Origin of the sequence: Erythrobacter sp. 3-20A1M (genome assembly GCF_018636735.1) — a bacterium.
Taxonomy (GTDB): Bacteria; Pseudomonadota; Alphaproteobacteria; order Sphingomonadales; family Sphingomonadaceae; genus Alteriqipengyuania.
The window spans coordinates 1231274-1249668 of the sequence record NZ_CP045200.1; the positions used below are offsets into that span (position 1 = coordinate 1231274).

13 protein-coding genes, 1 tRNA gene and 1 pseudogene are annotated in these 18395 nt (G+C 67.3%); 10 read left to right on the top strand and 5 right to left on the bottom strand.

Annotation, left to right across the window (positions count from 1 at the left end; translation table 11 throughout):
* Positions 1-33 precede the first annotated feature (33 nt).
* A complete protein-coding gene (locus tag F7D01_RS06025; RefSeq protein WP_215229296.1) occupies positions 34-4722 on the top strand; it encodes an NAD-glutamate dehydrogenase domain-containing protein in 4689 nt (1562 codons plus the stop codon).
* A gap of 62 nt (positions 4723-4784) precedes the next feature.
* The gene (locus tag F7D01_RS06030) at positions 4785-6011 is read left to right on the top strand and encodes an NAD(P)/FAD-dependent oxidoreductase (protein WP_215229297.1); all 1227 of its coding nucleotides are present in this window, start codon (positions 4785-4787) and stop codon (positions 6009-6011) included.
* On the opposite strand, the gene queG is transcribed toward F7D01_RS06030, so the two are convergent.
* Positions 5995-7029, bottom strand: a complete 1035-nt coding sequence (gene queG / locus F7D01_RS06035; RefSeq protein ID WP_215229694.1) for a tRNA epoxyqueuosine(34) reductase QueG — start codon at positions 7027-7029, stop codon at positions 5995-5997. The genes F7D01_RS06030 and queG overlap by 17 nt on opposite strands.
* 60 nt (positions 7030-7089) lie before the next feature.
* Between queG and F7D01_RS06040 the strand changes: the two genes are divergently transcribed.
* The 4 genes from F7D01_RS06040 to msrB all read left to right on the top strand — a co-directional run bounded on the left by F7D01_RS06040 (position 7090) and on the right by msrB (position 11335).
* Entirely contained in the window at positions 7090-8085 is a 996-nt protein-coding gene (locus tag F7D01_RS06040) for an ABC transporter ATP-binding protein (protein ID WP_215229695.1), read from the top strand.
* On the top strand, positions 8082-9326 hold the full coding sequence (locus F7D01_RS06045; RefSeq protein WP_215229298.1) for an ABC transporter permease: 1245 nt from the start codon (positions 8082-8084) through the stop codon (positions 9324-9326). Before F7D01_RS06040 ends, F7D01_RS06045 begins: the two co-directional genes overlap by 4 nt.
* Positions 9327-9435: 109 nt before the next feature.
* Complete coding sequence (locus F7D01_RS06050) at positions 9436-10770, top strand: cytochrome P450 (RefSeq protein ID WP_215229299.1); 1335 nt, start codon at positions 9436-9438, stop codon at positions 10768-10770.
* Positions 10771-10843: 73 nt separating this feature from the next.
* Complete coding sequence (gene msrB, locus F7D01_RS06055; RefSeq protein WP_215229300.1) at positions 10844-11335, top strand: peptide-methionine (R)-S-oxide reductase MsrB; 492 nt, start codon at positions 10844-10846, stop codon at positions 11333-11335.
* Positions 11336-11360: 25 nt separating this feature from the next.
* Here msrB and F7D01_RS06060 read toward each other — a convergent pair whose 3' ends face one another.
* From F7D01_RS06060 to F7D01_RS06075, 4 genes are all read right to left on the bottom strand, one after another.
* Positions 11361-11972 (bottom strand): PilZ domain-containing protein, encoded by a 612-nt coding sequence (locus tag F7D01_RS06060; protein WP_215229301.1) that lies wholly within the window; start codon positions 11970-11972, stop codon positions 11361-11363.
* 97 nt (positions 11973-12069) lie between these two features.
* A tRNA-Leu gene (locus F7D01_RS06065) sits at positions 12070-12154 on the bottom strand.
* A gap of 90 nt (positions 12155-12244) precedes the next feature.
* Positions 12245-12529, bottom strand: a complete 285-nt coding sequence (locus F7D01_RS06070; RefSeq protein ID WP_215229302.1) for an integration host factor subunit beta — start codon at positions 12527-12529, stop codon at positions 12245-12247.
* A gap of 151 nt (positions 12530-12680) precedes the next feature.
* Positions 12681-13037, bottom strand: a complete 357-nt coding sequence (locus F7D01_RS06075) for a GntR family transcriptional regulator (RefSeq protein ID WP_215229303.1) — start codon at positions 13035-13037, stop codon at positions 12681-12683.
* Positions 13038-13210: 173 nt separating this feature from the next.
* Here F7D01_RS06075 and F7D01_RS06080 point away from each other — a divergent pair.
* From F7D01_RS06080 to F7D01_RS06095, 4 genes and pseudogenes are all read left to right on the top strand, one after another.
* Positions 13211-14877 (top strand): annotated as a pseudogene (locus F7D01_RS06080) (peptide MFS transporter).
* A 62-nt stretch (positions 14878-14939) separates the two neighbouring features.
* Positions 14940-16310, top strand: a complete 1371-nt coding sequence (locus F7D01_RS06085; RefSeq protein ID WP_215229304.1) for an amidohydrolase — start codon at positions 14940-14942, stop codon at positions 16308-16310.
* The gene (locus F7D01_RS06090) at positions 16307-17689 is read left to right on the top strand and encodes an amidohydrolase family protein (protein WP_215229305.1); all 1383 of its coding nucleotides are present in this window, start codon (positions 16307-16309) and stop codon (positions 17687-17689) included. The genes F7D01_RS06085 and F7D01_RS06090 overlap by 4 nt, the downstream gene beginning before the upstream one ends.
* A gap of 31 nt (positions 17690-17720) precedes the next feature.
* On the top strand, positions 17721-18395 hold the full coding sequence (locus F7D01_RS06095) for an NnrU family protein (protein WP_215229306.1): 675 nt from the start codon (positions 17721-17723) through the stop codon (positions 18393-18395).

An 18395-nucleotide genomic window follows, 5' to 3' on the forward strand; every position in this document is an offset into this window, starting at 1 on the left:
CGCACGCCCCGCCATAAAGATGGGAGCGCCCCGATGGGCAGCAAAGCCGCGAAGACAGCCCTGTACGACCGCCTGAACGCGATCTTGCGAACATCGCTGCTGCCCGGCGACACCCCCTTCCTGGGCGAACGGCTGGAGGAAGCGACCGTGTTCCTGCTCCAGGCGGCCCAGCGGCGCGGGCCGGGCGAAGCGTCCATCCATATCGAAAGCGTCAATGCCGAGCGGCGCTATCTGCGGGTCGCCATCATCAACGACGACATGCCGTTCCTGGTCGATTCGGTCGCGGCGGCGATCGCGGCGCACGGGCTGTCCATCGACCGGCTGGTCCACCCCGTGCTGGCGGTGACACGCGACGAGCGCGGGCAGCTCGCGGGATTGCCGGAAGACGATCCGCGGGCCGCGCAGGAATCGATGATCTATCTCGAGACCGAACGGGCCGACGCCAAGGACCGGCGGGAGCTGGAGGCGGCGCTGCACGAAACGCTGGCGGACGTGCGCGCCGCGGTGACCGACTGGCCCCGCATGCAGCAGCTGATGGCACAAGAGGCCGACGACCTGTCCGACGACGAAGGCGCGGCCCTGCTGCGCTGGCTCAACGACGGGATGCTGACCCAGCTCGGCCATGTCACGCGCATGCGCGACGGCACCCATTCGGAAGAGCTGGGCATCTGCCGCAAGAGCGCGCGCGACATCTTTACCGAGGCATCGTGGGACCGCGCCTTCGCCTGGTACGACGATGCCGCCAATCGCGAACATCATGTGCCGCTGATCGTGAAGGCCAACCGCATTTCCAAGGTCCACCGGCGCGTGCCGCTGGACCTGTTCGTCCTGCCGCAATGCGAAGGCGAGGACCTGGTCGGCCTGTCGGTCCATGCCGGAATCTGGACCAGCGCCGCGATGGCGGCCAAGCCGGGGCAGGTGCCGCGCCTGCGTACCCAGCTCGGCGCGCTCATGGACGAATTGCGGTTCGATCCCTCCGGCCACGCGGGCAAGGCGCTGGTGCATGCGCTCACCACCCTGCCACACGATCTGCTGATCGGCTTTTCCGACGACGACATTCGCCGCGTGGCGACCACCATGATGAGCCTGGTCGACCGGCCGCGCCCGCGGGTGACGATCGTCGAAGCCCCGCTGGCGCGCCACCTGTTCGCCTTCGTCTGGCTGCCCCGCGACCTGATGTCGACCGATGTGCGTCGCCGCATCCAGGCGATGATCGAGGATGTCACGGGCAGCCGCATGATCGACTGGAGTCTGGAGATCGAGGGCGGTCCGCTGGCGTTGATCCGGCTGGTGCTCGATTTCCGCGAAGGCGCGGACTCGGTCGACGAGGACGCGGTCGAGCAGCGGTTGCAGGACATGCTGCGCGGCTGGCCCGAAGCGGTCGAGAAAGAGCTGGCGGCGCTGATGGAGCCCGGCCGGGCCGCCGCGCTGGCGCGGACCTATGCCGATGGCTTCCCGACCGGATACCGCGCCGAATACGGGGCCCACGAGGCCGCGCTCGACATCGACCGGTTGCGCCAGCTTGCCCGCCCCGGCGGGTCGGAACCGGACGGCGGTCGCCGCCGCGATGCCCGCTTCTATCGCCGCGAGGGCGACGATCCGCACCGGTTGCGGCTGAAGATCTACCAGAACGAAGGCGCGCTGCCGCTGTCCGACACCGTGCCCGCGCTGGAGAATTTCGGGTTCGAGGTCCTGACCGAAATACCCACCTCCATCGATGGGGGCGATCTGGGCACGGTGCACGATTTCCTGCTCGGCCTGGCACCGGGTGCCGATGCCGGCGCCATCGTCACCCGCAGCGACGCGATCGAGCGCGCCGTGGCGGGCGTGCTGAACGACACCGCGGAAAACGACCCCTTCAACCGGCTGGTGGTGCAGACCGGGCTGGCCGCGGAAGAGGCCGAATGGCTGCGCGCGATCTATCGCTATCTGCGACAGGCCGGGGCCGGCTTCACGATCTACACCGTGGTCGACGCGCTGGCGCGCGCGCCGTCGGTCACCACCGCGCTGGTCGAGCTGTTCCGGGGCCGGCACGATCCCGCTTTCGCTGGCGACCGCGACGATGCGGCGGACAAGGCGCGCGACGCGATCCGTACCGCGCTGGCCAAGGTTGCGGCGATCAACGACGATCGGCTGCTGCGCCTGTACCAGGCGGTGATCGACGCGATGCTGCGCACCAACGCCTTCTCCCCGGCGGCGGCCGAGGCGCTGGCGTTCAAGCTCGATTCGACGAAGGTGCCCAGTCTGCCCAAGCCCGTGCCATGGCGGGAAATCTTCGTCTATTCGCCGCGGGTGGAGGGCATCCATCTGCGCGCCGGGCCGGTCGCGCGCGGGGGCCTGAGATGGTCCGACCGGCGCGACGATTTCCGCACCGAAATCCTGGGTCTGATGAAGGCGCAGCGCGTCAAGAACGCGGTGATCGTGCCGACCGGGGCCAAGGGCGGCTTCTATCCCAAGCAGTTGCCCGACCCGGCGCGCGACCGCGACGCCTGGGCGGCCGAGGGGCAGGCCAGCTACGAGATCTTCATCCGCACCCTGCTGTCGGTGACCGACAACATCGTGGACGACCGGATCGTCCACCCCGAAGGCGTGGTGGTGCACGACGGGGACGACCCCTATTTCGTGGTCGCGGCGGATAAGGGCACCGCCCGCTTCTCCGACGTCGCCAATGCCATCGCGCAGGATCGTGGCTTCTGGCTGGGCGATGCCTTCGCCAGCGGCGGTTCCAACGGCTACGATCACAAGGCGATGGGCATCACCGCCCGGGGCGCATGGGTTTCGGTCCAGCGCCACTTCGCCGAAATGGGCATCGACGTGCAGAGCCAGCCGATCCGCGTGGTCGGGTGTGGCGACATGTCGGGCGATGTGTTCGGCAACGGCATGCTGCTGTCGAAGGCGATCAAGCTGATTGCCGCGTTCGACCACCGCCATATCTTCATCGATCCCGATCCCGATCCGGCCGCGAGCTGGGCCGAGCGTAAGCGCATGTTCGACCTGCCGCGCTCCAGCTGGGACGATTACGACAAGAGCGTGCTGTCGGCGGGTGGGGCCGTGTTCTCGCGCGATTCGAAGAAGGTGAAGCTGTCGCAGGAGGCGGCCCGCGCGCTCGGCTTCGACACGCGCGAGATAGAACCCGAAGCGCTGATCACCGCGATCCTGCGGACCGAGGCGGACCTGCTGTGGTTCGGCGGCATCGGCACCTATGTGAAATCGTCGGGAGAAAACAACGTCGCGGTGGGCGATCCCGCCAACGACGTGCTGCGCATCGACGGGCGCGACCTGCGCGTGCGCGTGATCGGCGAGGGCGCGAACCTGGGCGTGACACAGGCGGGCCGGATCGAGTTCGCGCTGCATGGCGGACGGATCAACACCGACTTCATCGACAACAGCGCGGGCGTCGACTGCTCCGACAACGAGGTCAACATCAAGATCGCCCTCGCCGCCGCCTGTCGCAGCGGCGAACTGACCGAGGACAGGCGCAACGCCCTGCTCGCCAGCATGACGGAGGAAGTGGGCGAGATCGTGCTGGAGGACAACCGGCTCCAGGCGCTGGCCCTCTCCATTGCCGAACATGGCGGCGCGCGGGCGATGGGTTCGCACCTGCGGCTGATCGAATTGCTGGAGCAGGACGGCGGGCTGGACCGCCGGACCGAGGGGCTGGCCGACAGCGAGACCTATGTTCGCCGGGCAAGCGAGGAAACCGGCCTGGTCCGCCCCGAACTGGCCGTGCTGCTGTCGAGCACCAAGCTGAGATTGCAGGGCGCGCTGGAGGCCAGCGTCGTGCCCGACGACCCCATCCTGGAACGCGGGCTGCTGGAATATTTCCCCGAGCCCATGCGCGAAAGCTATCGCGAAGAGATCGACGACCACCGGCTGCGGCGCGAGATCATCGCGACCGAACTCGCCAACCGGATCATCAACCGTCTGGGTCTGGTCCTGCCGTTCGAATTGGTGGAGGAGGAAGGCGTCGGGCTGGACGAGGTCGCCGCCGCTTTCGTCGCGGCGGAAAACCTGTTCGGTGCCGAGCGGCTGTGGGCAGAGATCGACGCCGCCGACATGCCCGAGCAGACCCGGCTCGAACTGTTCGACCGCACCGCCGCGGCGATGCGCATCCACATGGCGGACATCCTGCGGGTCTATGGCGGGTTCACCACCCCGAGCGTGGCCGTGGACGAGCTGGCGCAGGGGATCGGCGAATTGTCGACCGGGACGCAGAACCTGCTGGGGGCGGAAACGCGCCAGCGCTCCGCCCGGATGCGGGCGGAATTCTCCCGCGCCGGGGCACCCGATCCGATCGCCGCGCGGGTGGCGCACCTGTTCGATCTCGACGGGGCGGTGGGTCTTGCCCATCTGTCGCGCAAGGCGGAGATCGAGACGCGCGCGCTCGCCGCCGCCTTCACCGAGCTCGGCGCGCAACTGGGCCTCGACTGGGCGCAGGGTATCGCCGCGCTGATGGATCCTTCCGACATCTGGGAGCGGCTGCTGGTCGCCGGGCTGGCCCGCGATTTCCAGCAGATGCGGCTCGATTTCCTCCAGCGCCTGGCGCGGCGCAAGGGGGCGAAGGAAGACCCCGCGGCGGTCGTCGGCACCTGGGCGCAGGAGAACGAGACCGCGATCCGCCAATTCCGCGGCATGGTGAAGCGGGCGCAGGCGCACAGCCCCGTGGCACCCGCGATCCTGGCCCAGATCGCCAGCCAGGCGCGCAACCTGCTCGCCCGGTGACAGGCTCCGCTCGTGCCGCGCGGGCTTGACGCGCCGGTGCGGGACTGGCCATCACTTCGCGCATGGAGAGCTGGGATGTCATCATCGTGGGCGCCGGGCATGGCGGCGCCGCGACCGCCATCGCCCTGCGGCAGAAAGGCTTCGCGGGATCGATTGCGCTGATCACGCGCGAGAACCTGCCGCCCTACGAGCGCCCGCCGCTGTCGAAGGACTACCTGGCGGGCGACAAGCCATTCGAACGGATCCTGCTTCGCCCCGAAAGCTTCTGGGCGGACAAGGACATCGCCCTGCGGCTGGGCGAGGCCGTGACCGATATCGACCCGCTGCGGCGCGAGATCGCGCTCTACGACGGCACCCGCCTCCGCTACGGCAGCTTGGTCTGGGCGACCGGCGGCGACCCGCGACGGCTGAGCTGTCCGGGCGCGGACAATGCCGGAGTGCACGCGATCCGCAACCGCGCCGATGTCGACCGGCTGAAGGCGGAGCTAGCGGGCGGCGCGCGGCGCGCAGTGGTGATCGGCGGCGGCTATATCGGGCTGGAGGCGGCGGCGGTCCTGCGCAAGTTCGGCTGCGAGGTCGCGGTGCTGGAATCGCAGGACCGGGTGCTGAACCGGGTCGCGGGCGAGGAGCTGTCGCGATTCTACGAGGCCGAACACCGCCGGCATGGCGTGGACCTGCGCACCGGCGTGACGGTATCCGGCATCGAGGGGCGGGACGGGCAGGCGACCGGCGTGACGCTGGCGGACGGGGAGACGATTCCCGCCGAAATCGTGATCGTGGGGATCGGCATCGTGCCCGCGATAGGCCCGCTGATCGCGGCGGGGGCGGCGGGCGCGAATGGTGTCGATGTGGACGAGTTCTGCCGCACCTCGCTGGAGGACGTCTATGCCATCGGCGACTGCGCCGCGCATGCCAACCCCTATGCCGACGGGGCGGTGATCCGCCTCGAATCGGTGCAGAACGCGCACGACATGGCGACCACCGTGGCGTTGGCGATCACGGGCGACCACCAGCCCTACGACGCGGTGCCGTGGTTCTGGTCCAACCAGTACGATCTGCGGCTGCAGACCGTCGGCTTCTCGACCGATTTCGACCGCGCCGTGCTGCGCGGCGATCCGGCCGACCGCAGCTTCTCCGTGATCTACCTGCGCGAGGGGCGGGTGATCGCGCTCGACTGCGTCAACCGGACGAAGGATTACGTGCAGGGGCGCAAGCTGGTGGAGGCGCGGCTGGTGGCCGAGCCCGAGCGGCTCGCCGATACCGAAACCGCGCTCAAGGACCTGCTCTGAGCCGGGCGGCGGCCCAGTCGGCTGCCTCCGCCACCACCGGATCGCTATCGCTGCGCAGCGCCTCGACCTGGCCCAGCAGATCGGGCCGACCCGAATTGCCCGCCGCGATCAGGCAGTTGCGCACGAAGCGGTTGCGCCCGATCCGCTTTATAGGGCTGCCGGAGAACAATCGGCGGAAGCCTGCGTCGTCGAGCGCCAGCAGCTCCCCCAGCCGCGGCGCGACCAGTTCCGCGCGCGGCAGGAAGGCCCGGTGCCGCGCCGCGCTATCGGCGAACTTGTTCCACGGACACACCGCCAGGCAATCGTCGCAGCCATAGATGCGGTTGCCGATCGCGGCGCGAAATTCCTCCGGGATCGGGCCCGCATGCTCGATCGTGAGGTACGAGATGCAGCGGCGCGCATCGAGGCGATAGGGCGCGGGGAAGGCGTCGGTCGGGCACGCGTCCTGGCACGCCCGGCACGATCCGCAGCGGTCGGCATGAGGTTCGTCCGGCGCGAATTCCAGCGTTGAATAGATCGCCCCCAGGAACAGCCAGCTGCCGTGGGCCTTGCTGACGAGGTTGGTATGCTTGCCCTGCCAGCCGATCCCCGCCGCCTCGCCCAGCGGCTTTTCCATCACCGGCGCGGTATCGACGAACACTTTCAGCTCGCTCTCCGGCGCTTGTGCCACCAGCCAGCGCGCGAGCGCCTTCAGCGCCTTCTTCACCGTATCGTGATAATCGCGCCCCTGCGCATAGACGGAAACGCGCCCCACCTCCCCCGCGTTCGCCAGGGCCAGCGGGTCGCGGTCGGGCGTGTAGGCCATGCCCAGCGCGATGACGCTGCGCGCGGCGGGCCACATCCCTTGCGCCCCCGCGCGCACGGCGGGCTCGCGCTCCATCCATTTCATGGTGCCGTGCATTCCCTCGCCGAGCCATTGCCGCAGCCGGTCGGCGCGCTCCTCCCCCTCGTCCGCGCGCGCGAAGCCGATCGCGGCGAAGCCCAGCCGCCGCCCTTCCGCCACCAGCCGCGTTTGCAGATCGTCCACCCGCTTTAACGCCCTTGTATCGCGCGGAAGGGCAAGGCAATCAGCATGACCATGGCAACAGCGCTAAGCGAAGCTCCGGCGACGGGCAATCCATCCCCTTCCCCGCATCTGGCGATCGAGGCCCGCGGGCTGGTCAAACGGTTCGACGGCACCCTGGCGGTCGACGGGGTCGACATCGCGGTGCCGGAAGGCGCGATCTACGGCATCCTCGGCCCGAACGGCGCGGGCAAGACGACCACGCTGCGCATGCTGCTGGGCATCATCGACCCGGACGAGGGCGTGCGCCGCGTGCTCGGCCATGATCGCCCGCACGAGATCAGCCGGCTGATCGGGTATCTGCCGGAGGAGCGCGGCCTCTACCCCTCGATGAAGGCGTACGAGGCGATCGGCTTCATGGGTGCCCTGCGCGGTATGGACCTGAACGAGGCGAAGGCCCGCGGACGCGAGCTGCTGGAAGATTACGGCATGGGCTACGCCGCGGAACGCACCATCCGCCAATTGTCGAAAGGCATGGCGCAGACCGTGCAGCTGCTCGGCACCTTCGTGCACCGGCCCAAACTGGTGGTCCTCGATGAACCGTTTTCCGGGCTCGACGCGCTCAATCAGGGCAAGCTGGAGAAGCTGATCCGCGAATGGGCGGAAGAGGGCACCACGGTGATCTTTTCCACCCACGTCATCCACCATGCGGAGCGGCTGTGCGACAGCGTCGCGATCATCGCCGGGGGCAAGGTGCCCTATGCCGGTCCGGTCGATGCCGCGCGCGACCGCATTCCGGCGCAGGTCCGACTGGAAACCAAGGCACGCGAAGGCGCATGGCGCAGCGCCCTGCCCGAGAGCGCGCGGCGCGAGCGGGATTTCTGGTACTTCCCCCTCCCGGACAGCGGGATAGAGCCGCTGTTGCGCGCGCTGATCGAAGGCGAAGCGGGCATCCAGTCGCTCTCCATCGAGCGGGCCGGGCTGCACGATGCCTTCGTGGAAATCGCCGGCGAAGCGGCGGCCCGCGAGTTGGAGGCTAGCGCACAGAAACAGGCGGAGAGCGCACGATGAGTGGCGAGAACAGAACCAGCCGGCTGTCGGTGGCGCGCGCCGCCTTCGTCGTGGCGCGGCGCGATTTCACCGCGATCCTGTTCAGCAAGGCGTTCTTCTTCTTCCTGATCGGGCCGCTGATATTCGTCGGGATCAGCGGCGCCGCGGGATATATCGGGGCGAGCGCGGCCGATTCCGGCCCTCCCCCCGGGCTCGGCATCGTCATGTCGCCCGCCGACAACGCGGCGATGGTGCGCGCGCACGAGTCGCTGGAGGATCTGATCGACCTGCCGCCGGTGGAGGCCGTTTCCGGCGGTGCGGCCACCGACATTCCCGCGCTGCTGGCGGACAAGGATCGCAATCTCGCGGCGGTGGTGAGCGGCAGCCTGTCGGCACCCGCTCTGCACGGGACGGAAGACCGGATCGACCGGTGGAAGGGCGATGTCTCCCTCCTCGCCGCAACCGCGCGGGGTGACACCGCCTCCTATCCCGAGGTCACGCTGTTCCCCGCCGCGACCAGTCGGGCGAGCGAACGCTCCGCCCGGGCAGGCACGGCAACCGCAGCGATCACGCTGCTGTTCCTCCTGACCATGCTGCTCGCCGGCATGGTGATGTCCAACATGGTGGAGGAGAAGGCGAACAAGATCGTCGAAATCCTCGCCGCCGCCGTGCCGATGGACGCGGTTTTCCTGGGCAAGCTGTTCGCCATGCTGGCGGTCAGCTTCGTCGGGATCGCGGTGTGGGGCTCGGTCGCCGGGGTGATCCTCGTGCTGGGGGCGAGCGCCATTCCCCCGCTGCCCGCGCCCGCGATCGGCTGGCCGCTGTTCGCCACGCTGTTCCTGCTCTATTTCGCCATGGCCTATCTACTGATCGGATCGGTCTTCCTGGCGATCGGCGCAATGGCACCGACGGTTCGCGACGTGCAGACCATGTCGATGCCGGCGACCATGCTGCAGCTCGGCGTGTTCTTCCTCGCCACCTTTGCGGTCAGCTCCACCGGCTCTCCGATAGAGCTGGCGGCGATCGCCTTCCCGCTCAGCTCGCCCTACGTGATGCTGGCCCGCGCGGCGCAGGAGCCGGTGGTCTGGTGGCACTTCGCCGCCCTCGCCTGGCAAGTGCTGTGGGTGGTGCTGTTCGTGAAATTCGGGGCCACGCTGTTCCGGCGCAAGGTTCTCAAATCGGGCGGTGCCGGGCGTGCGAAGACGAAATCGACAGGGCTGCTGGCCGGTATCGCGGGGCTGGTATCCTCGCGACGGAATTGACCCGTCGCAAATGGCAACCGGCATATTGACATCGATGTAAGCGAGCGCAGGATACCCTCCGTCGAGAGGGCGGCCGGTTCATGAGTCGCCCCCGCCCAGGAGAGTGATCATGGCCACGCAGGCCCAGCCCGCGCAGCAGTTTCGCAGCGCCCCCATCGCACACGAGGCGCTGCGCGCCCATCTCGCCGCACATCCTGAGGACGCGCTGCATCACCCGCACCCCTGGGATACCAGCCGCAGCGACATCTATGTCGAGAACCGCTGGCAACCGATCTTCGCCGAGATGCGCGCCGCGGGGCCGGTGCACTATATTCCCGAGAGCCCCTATGGCCCCTATTGGAGCGTCGTTTCGCACAAGGCCATCCAGCACACCGAGGCGCTGCCCGAACTGTTCTCCTCCAGCTGGGAGCATGGCGGGATCACCATCCTCAATCGGATGAGCGACGAGACGCTGGCGGCCGAGGGACGCGAGCGGTTCGAACTGCCGATGTTCATCGCCATGGACCGGCCCAAGCATACCGGCCAGCGCCGGACGGTCGCGCCCGCGTTCACCCCGGCGGAGATGAAGCGGCTGGAGCGCGACGTCCGAACTCGCACCGGGCAACTGCTCGACCGGTTGCCGCACGGCGAGACGTTCGACTGGGTGTCCGAGGTTTCCATTCCCCTCACCACCGGCATGCTGGCGATCCTGTTCGGCTTTCCGTGGGAGGACCGGCACCTGCTGACCTTCTGGTCCGACTGGGCGGGCGATACAGAGATCGCCACGGTGCGCGCGCTGGACGATCAGCGGATGGACATCCTGCAGGAAATGGGGGCCTATTTCGGCCAGCTGTGGGCTGAGCGGATGCAGGCGGAGCCCACGCCCGACCTCATTTCGATGATGATCCATTCGGAGGCCATGAACCAGATGGATCCTCAGGAATTCATGGGCAATCTGGTGCTGCTGATCGTCGGCGGCAACGACACCACGCGCAACACGATGAGCGGCATCGTCCACGAACTGGACCGCTTCCCCGACCAGCGCGCGTTGTTCGAAGGCGACGCGGGGACCATCCCCAACGCGGTGCAGGAATGCATCCGCTACCAGACTCCTCTCAAGCACATGCGCCGCACCTGCACCCAGGACACCGAACTGTTCGGGCAGAATATCGCGGCGGGCGACAAGGTGATCCTGTGGTACAATTCCGCCAATCGCGACGAGGAAGTGTTCGAGAACGCCGACACCCTCGACATCACGCGGGAGAATGCGCGGCGGCATCTTTCCTTTGGCTACGGCATCCACCGCTGCGTCGGCGCGCGGCTCGCGGAGCTTCAGCTGCGGGTGCTGATGGAGGAAATGCATGCGCGGAGGATGCGGGTGAACGTCGCGGGCGAGGTCGAGCGGGTACGGGCCAATTTCGTGGAGGGTTTCCGCCGGCTCGAAGTCGAAATCGGTCGGTTCTGAACTCTTCGCCAAACCAAGCGTTGGTTCAGGAAGGGTGTGCCATTCTCCCACCATGACCGCAGGACCATCGACCATGATTAGCCACGCCGACCGCCGCACACTCCTGTCCTGGCTGGGCCTCGGTGCCTCCGCCGGGGTTCTCGCCGCCTGCGGCGGTTCTGAGGCTCGCGCCCAGAGCTTCCCCGTCTCGATGAGCGAAGCGCAATGGCGCAAGAAGCTGTCCGCACGCGAATTCGACGTGTTGCGGGAGGAGGCGACCGAGCGGCCCTATTCCTCACCCCTGCTGAAGGAAAAGCGCGCCGGCACCTTCCTGTGCGCGGGGTGCGACAATCCGGTCTATTCGTCGAAGACCAAATACGACAGCGGCACCGGCTGGCCCAGTTTCTGGGCGGCGAAGACCGGCGCGGTGGGAACCCGCACCGACCGCAAGCTGGGCTACGCCCGCACCGAAGTCCATTGTGCGCGCTGCGGCGGGCATCTCGGCCATGTCTTCAACGACGGGCCCAAGCCTACCGGCAAGCGGCATTGCATCAACGGCGTCGCGCTGGATTTCCGCGCGGGCTGAACCCGCGCAGCGCGCGAAAACGCGGTCAGGATTCGACGGAAAGCGCCGCGAGCAGGCAGGCGAATTCGCGCAGTTCGAAGGTCTCCTCCAGCACCAGTCCGTAGCGCCCCTGCTTGTGCCAGAGAACCTTGGCATGGCGTTGCCCGATCCCGTCGATATGGATCCGGATCAGCTGGTAGCGCGCAAGACCGTAATCGCATTCGATGCATGCGCCCTGCTGGGAAATATTATGCAGCCGGGCCGGCACGTCGTGTCCGTCGACAGTCAGTATCATCGGGCGTGGCAGGCACAGGCGCGGTTTGCGCCTGGGGTGCGAAGGGTCGGGCTGAAGCACGCGTTCGACATCGATCGGAGACGCGAACTCGTAGCCGGCGCTCGATTCGGTGGCCCAGCGGCGCTCCATCTCGACCACCATGTCCTCGCGCAGTTCCATCGCCATCTTGCACGCTTCCGGTACCGGATGGAAAAACTGGATCTTCGCGCCGTTGGCTGAAATATCGCGAATCAGGCCCAGATACTCGGCTTCGCGACAAATCAGCCGCGCCGGGCGGAGCATCAATTGGAAGCGCGGCGCGGCGCGCTGCTGTTCGCCCTCGCCTGCTTCCGTCGCGATTGCCTGTCGGTCTGGCGCCAACATGCCCAAAACTGCCCCTGCGTTTATTGGTAGTCTGTCAGGGGATAAAGGCGCGGCGTTAACACTTCTTTACCGATACCGGCCGGTGCGAGAGCAAAAGTGGTGCGGGTGGCGGGACTCGAACCCGCACGATCAAGGATCAGGGGATTTTAAGTCCCCGGCGTCTACCATTCCGCCACACCCGCAGAGCAGAAATCGCGCCTAGACCGGGACGAGGGGGATTGGGAAGAGGCTGGCGCGTTCGGGGAATTACCAGGCAGGGCAAACGAAGGCGTTCAGCCGTTCTCGTTCAACGCCTCGCGCATTTCCTTGCCTGCCTTGAAATAGGGAACGCGCTTCGCCGGAACCTCGACCGCTTCGCCCGTGCGCGGATTGCGACCGGTGCGCGCATCGCGCTCCCGCGTCGAGAACGCGCCAAAGCCCCGCAATTCCACCCGTCCGCCTTCGGCCAGCCGGCCGGCGATTTCGTCGAAGAAAATCTCCACAACCTGCTCGATCTCTTCCGGACGCAGTTCGGGATTTTCCTTACCCAGGGCCTGGAGCAGTTCGGAACGGATCATCGACGACCTTTCGGTACGGTTGGACAGCGATGCGCGGTGCAGGAATACGATGCCGGCCCCGCGGCCTGGACAATGCGCGTTTTCGTGGCAGAAATGCGTCCGCAAGGCAATGGCACGAGCGTTTCGGCCCCTTTGGCCATTCCCGCGTGTCCTATTCGGAGACGATAGCGGGGAACAGACGCTCGGGATCGATCTCGAGCCGTTCTATGCGCGCGCGGATTTCCGGCCAGTCCACCTCGAGGAAGGTTTCCCGCTCGGTCCGCCGCAGCTTCTCCGCCGCGCCGGCGGCGACGAACATGCCGACACCGCGCTGGACCTCGACCAGCCCGTCCGCCTGAAACTGCTGATAGGCCTTGGCGACGGTCAGCGGATTGGCACCCTGTTCGGCGGCAAAGGCGCGCACGCTGGGCAGCATGTCGCCCGCTCGATACCGCCCCTCGATGATCGCGGCGGCAATCAGATCGCGCAGGCGCAGATAGACGGGGCGGGACACGGCGGCGGGCGGCATAGTGCTGTAGTGCCATAATACAGCGGGGCGGGTCAAGCCGATCGATGCCCCGGAATGGCGCGCCAAACCCTCCGTTCACCCCGGTTTCATGCGTAACTTGCTCTTCACACGAGAGACAAAGCCGCTAGGGTGCGCGCTTTGCTTTTGATTACGACGCAGGTGGAGGGGTTCGGATGAAGGATATGGCGCTCTGGAACGAGGCCGATTGGATCGCCGCGATCGGCTCTGTCGCGCTGATCGTGTTCCTGGCGATCGGTGCCTATGCGGTCCTGCGCAAGGAGCCCGAGTTCGTCGGCCACCCCAAGGGCCTGTTCGTTCTGTTCTTCGCCGAGATGTGGGAGCGTTTCTCCTATTACGGGATGCGCGCGCTCCTGACGCTCTACCTCGTGAAGCACTGGCTCTATTCCGACGGGCAGGCGACGATCATCTACGGGGCCTATACCAGCCTCGTCTACATCACCCCCGTGCTCGGCGGGTGGCTGGCAGACCGCTATCTGGGCCAGCGCAAGGCGGTGCTGTTCGGCGCGGTGCTCTGACCTTCGGCCACTTCTTCATGGCGTTCGAAGGCGATGCCGGGGCGGGGTACGAAAACAACCCCGCGATCAACATCTTCTGGCTCGCGCTCGCCTTCATCATCGTCGGCTCGGGCTTCCTGAAGGCCAATATCTCGGTGATCGTGGGTCAGCTCTATCCGCGTACCGACATCCGGCGCGACGGTGCGTACACGATCTTCTACATGGGCATCAATGTCGGTGCCGCGATCGGCACCATCATCGCCGGCTATCTGGGCGAGACGATCGGCTGGTCCTACGGCTTCGGCGCGGCAGGCGTGGGCATGCTGCTCGGCCTGGTGGTGTTCGTGCTCGGCAAGCCGCTGCTTATGGGCCAAGGCGAACCGCCAGTGCCCGCGCGCCTCAAATCGAAGGTCGCAGGGCTCAATCTCGAATGGTTCCTCTACCTGACCGGTTTCATCGGCGTGGCGATCATCTGGGCGCTGATCCAGTTCCAGGATGCCGTCGGCTGGATCCTGCTGGTGTCGGGTGCGCTTCTGTTGCTCTACGTCCTCAGAGAAGCGTTCAAGCTCGACGACCATTCGCGCGACCGCGTGTTCGCCATGATCTTCTTCATCCTGCTGATGCCGGTGTTCTGGGGCCTGTTCGAACAGGCGGGCGGTTCGGTGAACCTGTTTACCGATCGCTATGTCGATCGACAGGGTGTGCCGACATCCCTGTTCCAGTCGATCAACCCGATATACATCATCCTGCTCGGCCCGGTTTTCGCCGCGCTGTGGCAATGGCTGGGCAAGCGCGGGTGGGAGCCTGCGACGCCGGCCAAGATGGGCCTTGGCATCATGCAGATGGGCCTTGCCTTCGTGGTGCTGGTGCTGGGTGCGAACGCCGCCGGTTCCGCGCTGGTCCCGGTTCTCTTCATCTTCCTGTTCTACCTGCTGTCGACCACCGGCGAACTGAGCCTCAGCCCGGTCGGCCTGTCGGCGATGAACCGTCTTTCGGTGCGCCACATGGCCAGCCTGATGATGGCGGCCTTCTTCTTCGGCACCGCGGGCGGCAACTACGTCGCGGGCTTCCTCGGCTCCATCATGGGCGAGGGCGAAGGCGGCGAGATCACGCGTGAAGGCGCGCTGGGTCTCTACTGGACCATGGGCCTCACCGCGATCGGGATCGGCGCGGTGGTGGTGTTGCTCAATCCGCTCGTGAAGAGGCTGATGCATCTCGACACGCTCAAGGATGACGATGTCGGCGACGATCTGGAGGGTCAGGCCGGCGCGGGCATGGAAAACCAAGAAGGCGGACTGCATCCGACCACACGGCCGCAGGGCTGACGATTGAATTGAGGGGGGGCGCGTACCGCACGGTTCGCGCCCTTCCTTTCTGGGGGGCAAGAATGACGACGATACAATACCGCCTGGCCGCCGCACTGGTTCTGTGCGGCCTGCTGCCCGCTTGCGCGACCACCGGCGAGAGCGCGCAGACCGCCTCCGCCAGCGATACCGCGCAGGAAGCGCCCTACCCCTCCACCTATGCGCGCTATCCCGGGGTCCCCACCGCGCTGGTCGGCGCGACGGTCTATGACGGGCTGGGCGGCCAGATCGACAACGGCACGGTGCTGTTCGCGGAGGGCGAAGTCGTCGGCATCGGCACGGCGGACATGGCCATTCCCGCCGGATACACCCGGATCGACGGGCGCGGAAAATTCGTCACGCCGGGCGTGATCGACATCCACAGCCATCTGGGCGACTACCCCTCCCCGTCCGTCGATGCGCTGAGCGACGGCAACGAGGCGACCAGCCCGACCACGCCCGAGGTGTGGGCCGAACATTCTATCTGGCCGCAGGACCCCGGTTTCTCGCGCGCGCTGGCCAATGGCGGCGTCACCTCTCTGCAGATCCTGCCGGGCTCCGCCAATTTGATGGGCGGGCGCTCCGCCACGATCAAGAACGTGCCCAGTCGCACGGTGCAGGGCATGAAATTTCCCGGCGCGCCCTATGGCTTCAAGATGGCCTGCGGCGAGAACCCGAAGCGGGTCTATGGCAACAGGGGCCGCATGCCATCCACCCGCATGGGCAATTTCGCAGTCGATCGCCAAACATGGATCGACGCACAGGGCTATGACGGCAAGAAGCGCGATCTGGCCAAGGAAACGCTGAAGGGGGTGCTGGACGGGAAAATCCTGGTCCACAACCACTGCTACCGCGCCGACGAGATGGCGCTGGTGATCGATATGGCCAAGGAGATGGGCTACAAGGTCACCGCCTTTCACCATGCGGTGGAAAGCTACAAGATCGCGGACCTGCTGCGCGAAAACGACGTGTGCAGCGCGGTCTGGGCGGACTGGTACGGCTTCAAGATGGAAAGCTACGACGGCATTCCCGAAAACGCCGCGCTGCTGCAGCAGGCGGGGGCCTGCGTGGTGATCCACTCGGACGACGAGAACGGTATCCAGCGGCTCAATCAGGAAGCGGCCAAGGCACAGGCCGCCGGGCACCGCATCGGGATCGATATTCCCGACGGGCAGGTGGTGCGCTGGTTCACCTTCAACGCGGCCAAGGCCATGGGGATAGGCGACCGGACCGGCAGTCTGGAGGCCGGCAAGATGGCCGACGTCGTGCTGTGGAACGGCGATCCGCTGAGCGTCTATTCGCGGCCCGAGAAGGTCTGGGTCGACGGCGCGCTGCTGTTCGATGCGGACGATCCCAAGCGCCGACCGGTCAGCGATTTCGAACTCGGCCAGCCCGGCGAAGGAGACGTGAAATGATCGGCAGGCTCCTCCTTACCGCCACCGGCGCATTGGCGCTCGCCGTTCCATCGGTCGCGCAGGACATGGCGATCACCAATGCCACCGTCGCGACCGGCGACGGCAGCGATCCGATCGAGGGCGCGACCGTGATCGTGCGCGGGGGCAAGGTCGTTGCCGCCGGGCGCGACGTCGCGGTACCCGCGGGGATGGAGGCCATCGACGGGACCGGCAAATGGGTGACGCCCGGCATCTTCTCCGCCATCACCTCGCTCGGCCTGTGGGATGTCGAGGCGGTCGGCGAGAGCGACGACACCTCCGCGCGCGGCGGGCCGTTCAGCGCCGCGCTGGATGTCGCGACCGCGCTCAACCCGGACGCGCAGCCGGTGCTGGTCAACCGCATGGGGGGGGTCACCCGCGCCAGCATCGTGGCGAACCCCTCCGCCTCCATCTTCGGCGGCCAGGGGGCGATCGTCGATCTTGGTGCGGACCCCGACATGGTCACGCGCCGCCGCGCCTTCCAGACCGTGGCGCTCGGCGAAGGCGGGGCCCGCCTCGCCGGGGGCAGCCGCGTGTCCGCGCAGGCGCTGCTCCGCAATGCGCTGCGCGAAGCGCGGCAGTATGGCGACGACGCGCAGATACCGGGCATGGCTTCGCAGCCGCCCGAACAGCGCAGCGGCGACGACATTCCGCTCGATCCCCGCCTGGTCGACAACCGGACCGAGCGCGGCGACGACAGCCTGCTGACACGCTTCGACGCCTCCGCGCTGGTCCCGGTCGTGCGCGGGGAGCAGCCGCTTTACGTCTATGTCGAACGCGCCGCGGACATCCGCTCGGTACTGGCGCTGACCGGCGAGTTCCCGCAATTGAAACTGGTGCTGGTGGGCGCGAGCGAAGGCTGGCTGGCGGCGCGCGACATCGCTGCGGCCGGGGTTCCGGTTATCGCCGACCCGCTCGACGACCTGCCTTCCAGCTTTGAACAGATCGCCGCCACGCAGAGCAATGTCGGGCGGATGATGCGCGCCGGGGTGAAGGTGGCGCTCGGCAAACTGGGCGGCGGCACGGGCTCTCAGCCGCGCAATGCGCCGCAATTCGCCGGCAACCTCGTCGCGCTGACGAAGCTGCCCGGCGCGACCGGGCTCAGCTGGGGCGAGGCGCTGGCCTCCATCACCTCGGTGCCCGCCGAGATCGCGGGCTACGGCGGGCGGCTGGGCGTGCTGGCACCTGGCGCGGCGGGAGACGTGGTGGTGTGGGACGGCGACCCGCTGGAGGTGTCGAGCGCGCCGGTGCGCATCTTCATCGACGGGGTGGAACAGCCGATGGAGAACCACCAGACGCGCCTGCGCGACCGCTATCGCAACCTCGAACGCGGCGATCTGCCCAAGGCCTACGACTGGTAAACGCAGAAGGGTCGGCGAAAGGAGCACCGCCATGAACCCGCTGACATCCCTGATTGCGGCCAGCATCGCCTTCGTGGGCAGCCACTTTGCGATGTCGCATCCGCTGCGCCCTGCTCTGGTCGAACGCTTGGGCCGCTTCGGGTTCATGGCGCTCTACACCCTTGTCAGTTTCCTGACACTGGGCTGGATGATCGCGGCATTCGTGGCCACCCCCGCGGGCGACCTTCCTTCCACCGGTCTGGCTGGCTGGATCGTCGCCACACTGCTGACGCTGCCCGCCGCAATCCTGCTTGGCGGATCGTTCGCGGGCAATCCCGCCTTTCCGCAGCCGGGCGCGGACCGGCTCGCGACGGGGAAGACACCGCGCGGTGTGTTCCGGGTCACGCGCCATCCGATGATGTGGGGCGTTGCGCTATGGGCCGTGGCGCACATCGTCCTGTGGTGGGACTGGCGCAGCGTCATCTTCGCCGCGGCGCTGCTGATCCTCGCGCTGGTCGGCAGCCATCTGCAGGATTGCAAGAAGCGCGCCCTGATGGGCGATGCATGGGCGAAGTGGGAGGCGCGCACAAGCTACTGGCCGCGCTGGGGCGCGCTGTTCCGCGTGGGGATCGTCTGGTGGCTGGTCGGCCTCGCCCTGTGGCTGGCGTTCACCTACGCCCACATTCACGCCGGCGGCATCCCGGCCGGGATATGGCGCTGGGTCTGA